The following is a 12,292-nucleotide window of genomic DNA, read 5'->3' on the forward strand; positions in this document are numbered from 1 at the left end:
GTTCATCCCATGCCCGGCCGCCTCTTGGAACTCCACGTCGAGAACTTCCGCAGTCTGCGCGATGTGACCATCCCGCTCGGCCCGCTGACCGTGCTTGTGGGGCCCAACGGGGTCGGCAAGTCCAATGTGCTGAAGGTCTTCGACTTCCTCGCCGCGATGATCCGCACCGATCTGCGACCCGCGCTTGAGGAGCGGGGCGGTTTCGACGAGGTGGCCTTCTGGGGCGGCGAAAAGCCGCCGACCTCCCTCAAGATCCACCTCAAGGCCACCTGGACAACGTATGCGAGCCGCACCGCGCCGGACGAGTACTCGCTGACCATCCGCAGGCGCTCTTCTCCCAGGCCTGACAGGCCGGACTTTTACTCGCTGTCACGTCAGGAGAGTTTCCAGTTCAAGCGCACCGGCGGGCGTGGACGGCGTATCACGGTCTCCGGCGAGGAGGCCCGCGTGGTCGACCGGCGGGCCGGTCGTGAGTCCGACAGCGGCAGTTTCGGCATCCAACGACTGAGCAGTGGGCTCTCGACCTTGCCGCGACTGGGCCGTTCGGACGGAGGTGAAGAAGTCACACGTGTGGCCGAGCGTCTGTCCTCGTTCCGGGTTTTCGACGTGGACGTCGCAGCGGCACGGCAGCCCACCAGAGCTCACTCCACGCTGGCGGCCAGTCTGGAACCGCATGCCGAGAACCTGGCGGCCTTCCTGGTCCAGCTCAGCGCCGACGAGGAGCGCTGGGACCTGCTGACGGAGGACGCCCGCCGACTGCTGCCGCAACTGGAGGCCATCGAGTTCGAACAGATCGGCGGCTACGCTGATCGACTGGCTGTCGTGCTTCACGAGAAGGGGCTCCGCCGTACCACTCCGCTGGCCGATGCCTCCTTCGGGACCGTACGTCTTCTGGGGCTGCTGGCCATGCTCTACGACCCGCGTCCGCCCGCCCTCACCTGTGTCGAGGAGATCGACCACGGTCTGCACCCTCAGGCGCTCGAGCTCATCGTGGAGCGGATGCGAGAGGCATCCGAACGGACCCAGCTGATCGTGGCGACGCACTCTCCCGCCCTCGTGGACCGGCTGAAGCCGCAGGAGTTCGTTGTCTGCGACCGCGACGACAGCGGTGCCTCCATCATTCCGGCGCTGTCGGTGGACGAGGTCGAGGCCATCGTCGCGGAGACAGGTGACCAGCCACTCGGTGAACTGTGGTTCTCCGGTGTACTCGGCGGAGACCTGACAGGGGACGACCTGTGAGTCGGAGGAGCACGGCGAAGGCTCCCGGTAAGGGGATTGTCGTTCTTGCCGGAGAAAGCTCCAACGATCGCCGCATCCTGGCCTCCTTCATCAAGGCTGTTCACCCGGATCTCGCGTCCGCCGTTCTCCTCACCGAGATCACCGATCCGGTCCGGCTGCGGAAGAAGACCGATGCCGAACTGGCCACGGCTGCGGGCATTCTGATGAACAAGGCGCGTGGTAAAGCCAAGCTGAAGAACGGCGACCTCGTGGGCATTGCAGTCCACGAGGACATGGACGCCTGCCCCGGACCCGCTTATGACAGCGCTCGTCGAGCTGTGTCCTCGGCTCTCGCCAAGGCGGCCGGGGCCTGCGAGTCGGTCTACGCCCTGGCGGCGGCCGAGTCCGAGGCCTGGCTGTTGCTCTTTCCCGACGCGTTTACCCTCCACAGGCCGTCCTGGAAGGTGCCCGCCTCATGGCAGGGCAAGGATACGGGGCGAAGGAGGACACCCAAGGAAGATCTTGAAGCCGAATTCGGCAGCCCGCGCTTCCGGGAGAGCGACGGGCCGGAGATAGCCGCCAAGGCCCTGGCCCAGGGCCTGCTCACCCAGCCCAGGGGTTCCAACCGGTCCTACAGCGAATTCGTCTTGGATCTGTCCAAATGGCCGGTTCCTCGCCGTATAGGGCGTTGAGCCAGACGGGGTGCAGTAGCCGCACGAGGTGATCTGCCACGACGCTGTCCGGCGTACGACGTTCTCCGAGTGGTTGCAGGACCTCATGGGGCCGCAATGCGGAAGCAGTACCCGAGCGCCGAACTCATCGCCATGCTGGTCGAGATGGTGAAGGAAGTCATGGGCGATGCCCGCCGTGGCGAGAGGTTCAATCCGCTGCTGGACTGGCGCGAGCTTGCCTTCTACGACGTGGTGGCCAACCACGGTACGGCGAAGGCGCTGATGGGCGACGGATTGTTGGCTGGGCATACGACATCCGAAACGCCGCGGCCACTCCCTGGCTGGTGACGGACAGTTCCGGCAATCGCCGCCGCGCATTGCCAAGGCGCGCGGACAGACGCGCGACCGGCCACGCGGCGCGGTGCGCGAGCCGAGCCCCGGACAGCCTCAGCGCCAGCGGCAGTCCCCCGCACAACTGGACGATCCGCGCAACGGCCTCCGGCTGATCGGCCGCCCTGTCGGTGCCCACGATGCGGGTGAAGAACGCCGTGGCTTCCTCATCGGCCAACACCGCCAGGGACAGAGGCCGGACCGCGGCCAGACCGGCCGGTCTGAGCCTGCTGGTCACGATCATCATCCCGGGACCGGTTGGCAGCAGCGGAGTCACCTGCTGCTCGTTGACGGCGTGTCCAGAATCACCAGCAGCCGCAGGGACGTCGCCTGCACTCGCCCGGGGTGAGAGGGGCAACCCCGGCGGGCGACGCCGACGTGGCGGGCGTCCCGGCAGGGGCAGTTCAGGTGCCCCACCGCCACCGGCCGTACCTCACGTCACGGTTACGGATCCCTCAACCTCTGGTGGCGGCGAGGTGAGGCGGCGACCATGAAGGCATGACTCTCGCGCAGCGTGCCCTGCGACAACTGGAGACCTGGCCCGATCTCACGGCGGGCCCGGCCAGTTGTGGCACCGGTCGGGCGTTGCGGTCCCGGCAGCACGAGATCGTGCACTTCCATCTGGACCATGACGTGGATCTCCATCTCACCCCGGCCCTCATCCGGCGCATGGCGGCGGACCTCGGCGAGTCGTCCGCCGTCCGCCTGGTGCCGGGCTCCCGCTGGGTGACCGTCCACCTCGACTGCGAGACCGACGTCGACCTGCTGCTGAGCCTGGTGAGCGTGGCCCTGAAGGCCCACCAGGCGCACCCGGCCCCCCAGGGCCCGCGCCGGTTGTCGCGGTCGACCGCCGACACGGCGCCCGCGGGCTGCAACTTCCGCCGGGTGACTGTGCTGCCGCGCGCCGACTGACCGCCCTCGCCGCCCGCGGGCTGCAACTTCCGCCGGGTGACTGTGCTGCCGCGCGCCGACTGACCGCCCTCGCCGCCCGCAGGGCACCTCACACCCGGTCGATGTGCACGTTCGTCGACTTCACCCGGGCCGTGGCCTCCATCCCGACCTCCAGCCCCAGTTCCTCCACGGCCTCCCGGGTGAGGAGGGAGACCAGTCGGTGGGGGCCGGCCTGGATCTCGACCTGGGCGGCGACGCCGCCGAGCTTGATCGCGGTGACGATGCCCGGGAAGGCGTTGCGGGCCGAGGTGTAGGGGGCGTCCTCGTCGGTGCTCGCGCTCTTGGCGAGCTCCACGGAGAAGGCCGCCAGGTCCTTGCCGTCGATGAGCCGCCGCCCGCCCTCGTCCCGGTGGGTCGCCACGCGCCCCGCGTCCGCCCATCGCCGTGCCGTGTCGGGGCTGACGCCGAGCAGTCGGGCCGCCTGGCCGATCGTGTATGCCTGCATGGGCGCCAAGATAGGCGGTCGGCCGGTACGGGCCGGGTCAGCTGGTGGGGTCAGCTGGTGGCGCGTGCCGCGACCAGGGCGATGTCGTCCTCCGGGGCGGCGGGGGCCAGCTCGGACAGGAGGTGGTCCAGGAGCTGGTCCGGGGTGCAGGGGCCGGCGGCCGGGATGTGGGTGAGGCGGAGCAGGGAGGTGTCGATGTCCTCGTGGCGGCGTTCGATGAGGCCGTCGGTGTAGAGCAGGAGGGTGTCGCCGGGTCCGTACGGGCAGACGACCGTCTCGAAACGGCAGCGCCCCACCCCCAGCGGTGGCCCCGGCGGCACGCGCAGCGGCGCCGCCCGGCCCCCGGGGCCGAACAGCACCGGCGGCAGATGGCCCGCGCTGGCGAGGGAGCACACGCCGCGCCCGGGGTCGGCGATCGCGATGACGCAGGTGGCGGGCCGCTCCTCGCCGGCGGTGTCGAGCAGCACGTCCAGCTCGCGCAGGATGCGGCCGGGGACGGGTTCCACGGTGGCGGCCACCCGCAGCATGGCCTGGTACCGGCTCATGGCGACCGCGGCGTCCAGTCCGTGGCCCATCACGTCCCCCACGGCGAGCAGCGTCCGCCCGTCGCCGAGCGCGACCGTCTCGTACCAGTCCCCGCCGACGAGTGCGCCCTGCCCGGCGGGCCGGTAACGGTAGGCGACCTCGACCCCGCCGCAGGGGGTGCCCGGGTCGGAGAGCAGAGCGCGCTGGAGGTGTACGACGGTGTTGTGCTCGGCGGTGTAGCGGCGGGCGTTGTCGAGGCTGATCGCGGCGCGCTGGGCGAGGTCCTGCGCCATCACGGCGTCCGTCTCGGCGAAGGGCGGGGAGCCCTGGGCCCGGATCATGTTCACCGTGCCGACGTCGTGCCCGCGCGCGCTCAACGGCACGATCATCATGGAGTGCACCCCGGCCGCGCGCAGGAGGGCCACCCGGTGAACGGTCCCGACACGCCACCCCACGGCAAAGGCGTCCTCGGCGCCCTCCTCGCCCTCCTCGGCGGAGACATCGCCTCCCTCACCGGAGACATCGCCTCCCCCCACGGGGACCTCCCGGCTGAGCCCCTCCTCCCCGGGCAGTGCGACGATCACCGGCTCGCCCGTGGCCAGGCAGCACGCCACCGACGACTCCGGCTGGTAGTCCACGTACTCCCCCAGCCGGCTCAGCGGCTGCAGCAGAGCCTCCACCTCCGGGACGATGGCCTCGGCGGCCCGCCGTAGTCGTACGAGACCGTCCCGAGCCGCCCGGACGGTGCCCGGCTCGGGCAGGACGTCCACGCCGACGCCGTCGGCGAGGTGCTCGACCAGGAAAGAGGCCAGCTCCTGGCAGGTGGTGTCCATGTCGAGGGTGGTGCCGATCCGGGTGGCGGCCTCGTCGAGGAGGGCGAGCCGTTCCCGTACGCGTTCCAGCTCCCGCCGCTGCTGGCGGTCGGCGGAGATCTCCAGGAGGACGCCGACGAGACCGAGGACCTTGCCGCCGTGTTCGAGCCGGTGGTACGCGCCGTGCCAGAAGCGGCGCTCCAGCGGGGAGTCGGCGCGGGTGTGCCCGCTGGAGACGGTCTCGCGCGGTCTGCCGTCGGCCAGCACGGTACGCAGCACCTCGTACCGCGCGTCCACATCGGGTACGACCTCGGCGACGGTCCGGCCCAGGTGCTCCTCGGCGGGCAGCCCGTTCATCCGGGCGAGGGTCGGGTTGACGTACAAATAACGCAGCTCGGTGTCCAGGACTCCCACCGCCGCGGGCGTCCCGTCCAGGATCTGCCGCAACATCTCGCGCAGCACCGGCGACGACATCTCCCAGAGCACCACACTGCCCGCCCTCCAGGCCCCCCTCACTCCCCAGCATCAGACCACGCCCCGGCCCGCCCCGCATGTGGAGGGAAGGGGGAGGGAACGGGGCCGGGCAGACGTCCGGGACCGCGCCGGCACCTCGACCGCGCCGTGACCACGCCGCGCGCCGCGCCGTGATCGCGCTGCTCGGGGGCCACTGCCTCTCCCTCGCCTGGATACTGTCACTGCTGCCGGGCCAGGGGCGGCGCGCGGCGCCCGTCCGGCTGCTCATGATCTTCGCGCCGGGGTGGGAGCCGACCGTCGCGACCGGGAGGGCGGGCGGTTGCGGATCTCCCCGCCGGCGATGGGGCCGTCGCTGTTCCTCACGATCCTGCTGTCACCGCTCGCATCGGCCGCGACCTCGGGAGAGGACGCGGCTGATGGGGGATGGGGCAGGGCTTACTCGGCTGCGCTCACCTGGACCGTGATCGTGGAGCCGTCCAGGGCCTCCCGCAGGATCTTGATCTTGGTGTTGGTGTCGGTGATCCTGACACGGGCCAGTGGGTTCGACTCGTCGTAGTACGTGTACGTGCTCAGTACGTGCTGACGTGGTCGTTGAAGGTGGAGACACCCTTCGTCGACGGGGTCTCCGTCGGCACGCCCGCCTTGTGCAGGGTGATGCCGTCCGTGCGGTACAGGCTGAACGGCGAGTCGAAGGTCTGGATCCGGTTGCGCATCTGGGTCACCTGGGCGCCGCCCCGGCGATCGCCGGGGCGGCGTGGACCTCAGCCGGTGGTGGACGGTGCCGCCGTGTCGGCGGGTCGGCGTTCGTTTCGCCAGGACGCCGCCCAGGCGAGGAGTGCGCCGAGCGCGGCGTAGGCGCCGAGGACCCACAGGGAGTGGGCGGTGGCGTGACCGGAGAAGTAGACCGTGTTGCGGACGAGGGTGGTGCCCGCCCCGGGCGGCAGGGCCTGGCCGATCGCGCTCCAGAAGGACGGCAGGAGCGGTGCCGGGTAGACGCCGCCGGAGCTCGGGTTGCCGAGGACCACGAAGAGCAGGATGACCACGCCGGTGCCGAGGAGCCCGAGCAGGGTCTGCAGGGCGAGCGCGGTGGCGGCGGAGGCGAAGACGACCAGGGCGCCGATGCCGGCCAGCGCCCAGAAGTGGCCGCTCAGCGCGTCGAACACCGGCCCGACGATGGCCGCCCCGGCGAGGCCCGACACGACCGCGTACAGCACGAGGACGCCGAGCCGGATCAGGGTGCGGTGCCGGTTGGCGGGACGCGAGCCCGCGGCCATGCCCATGATCGTCGCGGTGAGGTAGCCGCCGATCACCCAGCCGAGGACGAGGTAGAAGGACGTCATGCCGCGGCCGTCACCGGCGTTCGGGGGCCGGATGTCCTTGACGGTGATCTGCCGCTTCTGCGCGGCCTCGATCTCCTGGGCTATCTGCGTCGCGGTCTGCGACACCGAGGGTCCGCCGGCCGAGGCGACCAGCAGGGTGTCCTCGGTGCCGCTCGCGTTGTAGACGAACGCGGCGTCCGCCTTCCGCGTGAGCACCCACTGGCGGGCGGCGGCGCTGCTCGGCGCGGCCGTCGCGTCCACCGGATCCCCGTCGAGGGAGTCGAGCTGGGCGACGATCTTCGCCGACGCCTGCTGCGGGGCGGCCACCGCGACCGGGATGCGGTGCGGTGTGGGGGAGTGGAAGGCGCCGACGTACGAGACGACGAAGGCCAACTGCACGAGCAGACCGCCGAGTACGAGGCCGAAGGCACGGAAGGTGACGGCGTCCTTGAGCTCGCCGAGGAACCCGTGCGGTTTGGCGCCGGGAGCGGTCGGGGCGGTCGGAGCGGTGGGGGATGTGCCCGGGGACGGGCTGGAGGGGGAGTTCACGGCGCGCATGATCGCATGCCCGGGTAAGCGCGCTTCCGGGGGATGGGTACCTGCTGCGGCACGTATGTCGGAAGCCCGGATCGTCGACGAGCGTCACCGCTGCGGGGATGTTTGTGTGCTCAAGTATTGAGCATGAAATAAGGTGAAAGGTTGCGAAACTGGGCAAATCAACTAGACGGGGTCTTTGAAGGCGCCGCGAGCCACGCGGGGGAGAGCCCGACGAGAGCGAGATGAGCGGTCATGGAGCGGCACGGCCTCGACGACCAGGCGACAGGGCTCGGCCCGGGCGTCGGGCGTCTCGGCCCCGACATCGCGGGCGCCGGCCCGGACGCCGGAGACGAGGCGCTCACCGCCCGTGCCACGGTCGACGAACACGGCGTCGTGACCGGCTGGAGCGCCGGAGCCGAACGACTGCTCGGTTACTCGTCGCCGCAGATCCTGGGGCGCCCGGTGGTCTCGCTCCTCGCCGAGGAGCCCACGGCGAGCGGCCTCCCGGCCTTCGCGGAGCTGCCGAGCCTGTCGAGGTGGCACGGCACCCTGGTCCTCCGGCACCGTGACGGCCACCGGGTGGAGGCCAGGGTCGTGGCCCACCACAGGGGGCTGAACAGCGCGTCGGACGCGGCACCGAGCGAGGGGCAGGGCGAGGGGCAGCGCGGGGTGCCGGATGGGGCGCCGGGCGGAGCCTCGGGCCGGGTCTCGGGCCTTGCCTCAGGCAAGGCCTCAGGCGGGGCACCCGGCGACGCCACCCCGGACGCGGCACCCGGCGACGCCACCCCGGACGACTGGCTGCTCGTCTCCCCCGTGACCGGCGCCGAGCCCCTCCCCGGCGACGACGCGCTCGTCCGGCGCGGTTTCCTCGACTCCCCGTGCTGCTTGACCTCCGTCTACGACACGACGCTGCGTTTCCGCCGGTCCACCCGTTCCAGGCAGAACGCCCTGGCCCTGAGCGACGACGACCTGCGGGGGCTGCGGCTGACGGACGTACTCGACGACCCCATCGCCGAGGAGGTCGAGCGGCGGATGCGGCGGGCCCTGGAGACGGGCGAGCCGCAGTACATGGAGAACCACGCCCGCGCCCCCGGCGAGACACGCGAGCGCGCCTGGTCGGTGCATCTCTACCGGTTGGCGGACCCGGACGGCCACGTCCTGGGCGTGGCCTCCACCGGGCACGACATGACGGAGCAGTACTGGGCCCGCAAGCGGCTCCAGCTGATCGCGGAGGCCAGCACCCGTATCGGCAGCACGCTGGACGTCACGCGGACGGCGCAGGAGCTGGCGGCGGTGGCGGTTCCGGAACTCGCCGACTTCCTCAGCGTCGACCTCCTGGCTACCGTCGGCGCACCCGAGCAGCCCCTGGACACATCGGGGGCGGGCACCCCGCTCGCGCTGCGGCGCGTCGCCCACCGGTCCGTGCATCCCGGCACCCCCGAGGCGGTCGTCGCACTGGGCGAGGTGGACGAGTACCCGGAGGGCTCCCCGCCGGCGGAGAGCCTGCGGACGGGACGTGCCGTGCTGTACCAGGTGACCGAACCGGCGATCGCCGACTGGGTGGGCGAGGACCCGCTCCGGGCCGACCGCGTCCGGGAGTTCGGCTTCCACTCCGCGATGACCGTGCCCCTGTCGGCACGCGGAACCACCCTCGGCGTGGTCGTCTTCGCCCGCCACCGGAACCCGGAAGCCTTCCAGCGGGACGACCTCGTACTGGCCGAGGAACTGGCGGCCCGGGCGGCGGTCTGCATCGACAACGCCCTGCGCTACACCCGCGAACGCGGTACGGCCGTCATGCTGCAGCGCAGTCTGCTGCCGCAGAGCCTGCCCGAGCAGACCGCGGTGGAGGTCGCCTCCCGCTACCTCCCGGCCGGCGCCCGCGCCGGGGTGGGCGGCGACTGGTTCGACGTCATCCCGCTGTCCGGCTCCAGGGTCGCGCTGGTCGTGGGCGACGTCGTGGGCCACGGCCTCCACGCCTCCGCCACCATGGGCCGCCTCCGCACCGCCGTACGCACCCTCGCCGACATCGATCTGCCCCCCGACGAACTCCTCACCCACCTCGACGACCTGGTGGGCCGCCTGGCCATGGAGACGGAGACGGCGCGGGGCGCGCAGTGGGCCGCCCCGACCGCGGAGGGCGCCGGGGGAGGGGCCCGGGAAGCCGCCATGGACGGCACCGGAGACGTGGGCGCGACCTGCCTGTACGCCGTCTACGACCCGGTCTCCCGCCGGTGCACGCTCGCCCGTGCCGGGCATCCGCCGCCGGCGGTGGTGAGCCCGGACGGCACGGTGGAACTGCTCGACCTCCCGGCCGGACCCCCGCTGGGCCTCGGCGGACTGCCCTTCGAGGCGCTGGAGACCGAGCTGCCGGAGGGCAGCCTGCTCGCGCTCTACACCGACGGCCTGATCCAGTCCCGTGACGGCGACATCGACCACGGCATCTCCCGGCTCTGCCGGGCCCTCGCCGGTCCCGCGGTCTCCCTGGAGGGGCTGTGCGACACGGTCCTGGGCACGCTCCTCACCCTGCGGCCCACCGACGACGTGGCCCTGCTCATCGCCCGCACCCGGGCCCTCGACGCCGGCCGGGTCGCCACCTGGGACGTGAACCCCGAGCCGTCCGCCGTCGCCGAGGCCCGCAAGAACGTCCTCCGCCGACTGGACGACTGGGGTCTGGCCGGCGCCGCCTTCGTCACGGAACTGGTCGTCAGCGAGCTCGTCACCAACGCCATCCGCCACGCCGAGCCGCCCATCCAGCTACGGCTCATCCACGACCGGGGCCTGATCTGCGAGGTCTCGGACGCCAGCAACACCGCTCCCCACATGCGCCGCGCCCGCACCTATGACGAGGGCGGCCGTGGCCTCCTCCTGGTGGCCCAACTGACCCAGCACTGGGGCACCCGTCCCACCCCCACGGGCAAGACGATCTGGGCGGAGCAGACCCTTGCCCCGGCTCTGTGACCAGGCCTGTGGCCCAGCGCCCCCTCGGCCTCAGCCACGCGGGCAACCGGGGCCCTCAGAGGCCGAACTCGTGGGCCGGTACGCCGAGTACGGAGCATGCCTCCCGCAGCACCTGCTCCTCCGCCGGTGCGACGTACCCGTCCGCACCCGCCACCACGAACCCCGTCTGTACGACCGCTCGGGCCTCCGTGGGCTTCTTCGCGGCCTTGGCGATCTCCTGCAGGGCCTCGGCCTTGCCCTGCTGGAAGTTGAACGCCAGCTGGTCGACGTGCTTGTTGAAGCGCTGCCGCAGCTGGTCGGCGGGGAAGTTCTGCAGGACGTCGTTGTTCAGGATCAGCGACTCGACATGCTGCCGCTCGGCCGGGTCGACCTGCCCGTCGGCGGCGGCGACCAGGGCGCACATGGCCATGCTGGCGTCCCGGTAGGCGCCGCTCTTCAGCTCCGTCTTGAGGGAGGTGAGCTGGGACTTGAGCGCGCTCACCAACTGGGCCTTCGATCCGCCTCTGGACCCGGACCCCGAGTGCCCCGCACCCGGCCGGCCGAGTCCGCCGGCGCCCCGGGCCCCCTGCGCCTGCTGCTGCAGACCCTTGGCCTGGTCCTTGATCCGATCCCACATCGCCATCCGTGCCACCTCGGCTTGAGCCCATGTCGTTCCGGTCGATCCGGTCGATCCGGTCGTCCCGGCCGGCACACGCGTTCCGCGCGTCCCCCTGTGAACGCTCGCCGGACCCTTTGGAGTTCCACGGCCGGCGACGAAAGGGCGCGGGGACCATACGCCCCCGCACCCGCAAGTCGCAGTAGGACCAGGCCGGCAGGCCCGGTCAGTAGTCGTAGCAGACGCTGCCGTCGCGGTTGCAGGCCCACGGCGCGTCGGCCTGCGTGCCGGTGGAGCCGCCGGTGAAGCCGAACGCGACGATCCCGAGGGCCGTGGCGGCCGTGGCCAGCGCCGCGGTGACCCGCACGGCGAGACGCTTCTTGGTGAATCCGGTGGTCATACGGATGCCCTTTCCTCTGCGGGGTCCCCCGAGTTGCTTGAATTTTAATGTATCTAGTGGAATTTCCGACTCCGGATCCGTCAACCCCCTTTGTGGATAGTGCAGTTGTTTGGTGGAGGCGCCTTTTCGGTGGCCCCGGGTCAGCTGTGGCCGGTGGTCATGCGGCGGAGCCGAGCTGCGGCGCGGCGGGGTGGACCTGCTCGACGCGGTCGCGCTTGGTGTACATGTCCCAGTAGTGCTCGGCGAGTTCGTCCGCGTCGACGACCGTGAGCTTGACGCCGCCGGGCATCTCGGCGGTGTCGCCCCCCGGCCAGGGGGCCGGACCCGGCCTCGACGGCCTCGGCGGCCTCGCTCCCGGTGATCATGGCGGCGACGGACAGGGTTCCGGCGTAGACGCCCTTGTCGGCCAGTTCGCCGTTGAGGGAGTGGAGGTAGTTGCGGGCGGCGGACATCACCGGGCCGACGCCGCTGAGGTGCGGCATCGGCCGCACCGCCGAATAGCCGGTCGTCATCAGGAGGGCGCCGTCGCCGCGTTCGGTCATCTCCGGCAGTACGGCGCGGAACACCTCCACCGGGGTGAGCAGGAACAGTCGGGAGAGCTTCTCCAGGGTGGCCGCGTCCAGGGCGGTGGCCGGGGTGAAGGACTGGTCGCCGGCTATCGGGGCGTACTCGACGACGTCGATCCGGCCGAAATGGTCCCGGATGGCGTCCACCAGGGCGGGGGCCACCGCCGGGTTGGAGAGGTCGGCCGGGAACGCGGCGGCCTCGACGCCCTCGTCGGCGAGCCGCGCGACCAGCGCGTCCAGCCGGTCCTTGCGGCGTGCCACCAGGGCGACGCGGAAGCCTTCCCGGCCGAAGCGGCGGGCGACGGAGACACCGAGGCCGGTACCGGCCCCGAAGACGGCGATCACCTTGGACACATCGGACATGAGACTTCCCTTGCCGTGGAGGTATCTTGACCCATGGGTCAACTTCTGGGTCGACCGTAGCACGTAAC

General features: G+C 71.5%; 11 protein-coding genes and 2 pseudogenes. 5 read left to right on the forward strand and 8 right to left on the reverse strand.

What is annotated here, in order from left to right:
• Positions 1–9: 9 nt before the first annotated feature.
• From STRIP9103_RS29420 to STRIP9103_RS52070, 3 genes are all read left to right on the forward strand, one after another.
• Positions 10–1,239 (forward strand): AAA family ATPase, encoded by a 1,230-nt coding sequence (locus tag STRIP9103_RS29420; RefSeq protein ID WP_009326476.1) that lies wholly within the window; start codon positions 10–12, stop codon positions 1,237–1,239.
• Positions 1,236–1,910, forward strand: coding sequence for a hypothetical protein (locus tag STRIP9103_RS29425; RefSeq protein WP_009326474.1), 675 nt, complete (start codon positions 1,236–1,238; stop codon positions 1,908–1,910). Before STRIP9103_RS29420 ends, STRIP9103_RS29425 begins: the two co-directional genes overlap by 4 nt.
• A gap of 96 nt (positions 1,911–2,006) precedes the next feature.
• A complete protein-coding gene (locus tag STRIP9103_RS52070; RefSeq protein WP_009326463.1) occupies positions 2,007–2,237 on the forward strand; it encodes a type I restriction enzyme endonuclease domain-containing protein in 231 nt (76 codons plus the stop codon).
• Between the two features lie 76 nt (positions 2,238–2,313).
• Here STRIP9103_RS52070 and STRIP9103_RS53565 read toward each other — a convergent pair.
• Positions 2,314–2,526: pseudogene (locus STRIP9103_RS53565) on the reverse strand (NB-ARC domain-containing protein); the annotation flags it as partial.
• Between the two features lie 251 nt (positions 2,527–2,777).
• On the opposite strand from STRIP9103_RS53565, the gene STRIP9103_RS29435 reads away from it, so the two are divergent.
• On the forward strand, positions 2,778–3,191 hold the full coding sequence (locus STRIP9103_RS29435; RefSeq protein WP_009326482.1) for a luciferase domain-containing protein: 414 nt from the start codon (positions 2,778–2,780) through the stop codon (positions 3,189–3,191).
• An 88-nt stretch (positions 3,192–3,279) separates the two neighbouring features.
• Here the strand turns inward: STRIP9103_RS29435 and STRIP9103_RS29440 are convergent, their stop codons facing one another.
• The 4 genes and pseudogenes from STRIP9103_RS29440 to STRIP9103_RS29455 form a co-directional block, all read right to left on the reverse strand.
• Positions 3,280–3,675 (reverse strand): TOBE domain-containing protein, encoded by a 396-nt coding sequence (locus STRIP9103_RS29440; protein WP_009326475.1) that lies wholly within the window; start codon positions 3,673–3,675, stop codon positions 3,280–3,282.
• A gap of 50 nt (positions 3,676–3,725) precedes the next feature.
• On the reverse strand, positions 3,726–5,501 hold the full coding sequence (locus STRIP9103_RS29445; RefSeq protein ID WP_009326464.1) for a SpoIIE family protein phosphatase: 1,776 nt from the start codon (positions 5,499–5,501) through the stop codon (positions 3,726–3,728).
• A gap of 420 nt (positions 5,502–5,921) precedes the next feature.
• Positions 5,922–6,205, reverse strand: a pseudogene (locus STRIP9103_RS47225) (immune inhibitor A domain-containing protein); the annotation flags it as partial.
• A 42-nt stretch (positions 6,206–6,247) separates the two neighbouring features.
• Positions 6,248–7,363, reverse strand: coding sequence for an ABC-2 transporter permease (locus STRIP9103_RS29455; protein WP_009326480.1), 1,116 nt, complete (start codon positions 7,361–7,363; stop codon positions 6,248–6,250).
• A 231-nt stretch (positions 7,364–7,594) separates the two neighbouring features.
• On the opposite strand from STRIP9103_RS29455, the gene STRIP9103_RS29460 reads away from it, so the two are divergent.
• Complete coding sequence (locus tag STRIP9103_RS29460; RefSeq protein ID WP_009326491.1) at positions 7,595–10,300, forward strand: SpoIIE family protein phosphatase; 2,706 nt, start codon at positions 7,595–7,597, stop codon at positions 10,298–10,300.
• 55 nt (positions 10,301–10,355) lie between these two features.
• On the opposite strand, the gene STRIP9103_RS29465 is transcribed toward STRIP9103_RS29460, so the two are convergent.
• From STRIP9103_RS29465 to STRIP9103_RS29470, 3 genes are all read right to left on the reverse strand, one after another.
• On the reverse strand, positions 10,356–10,922 hold the full coding sequence (locus STRIP9103_RS29465) for a tellurite resistance TerB family protein (RefSeq protein ID WP_009326486.1): 567 nt from the start codon (positions 10,920–10,922) through the stop codon (positions 10,356–10,358).
• A gap of 199 nt (positions 10,923–11,121) precedes the next feature.
• Positions 11,122–11,295: a hypothetical protein gene (locus tag STRIP9103_RS50185; protein WP_009326489.1), complete on the reverse strand. Its 174-nt coding sequence runs from the start codon at positions 11,293–11,295 to the stop codon at positions 11,122–11,124.
• A 140-nt stretch (positions 11,296–11,435) separates the two neighbouring features.
• Entirely contained in the window at positions 11,436–12,224 is a 789-nt protein-coding gene (locus STRIP9103_RS29470) for an SDR family NAD(P)-dependent oxidoreductase (RefSeq protein ID WP_009326493.1), read from the reverse strand.
• Positions 12,225–12,292: the final 68 nt, after the last annotated feature.

It is taken from the genome of Streptomyces ipomoeae 91-03 (assembly GCF_000317595.1).
GTDB classification, from domain to species: domain Bacteria; phylum Actinomycetota; class Actinomycetes; order Streptomycetales; family Streptomycetaceae; genus Streptomyces; species Streptomyces ipomoeae.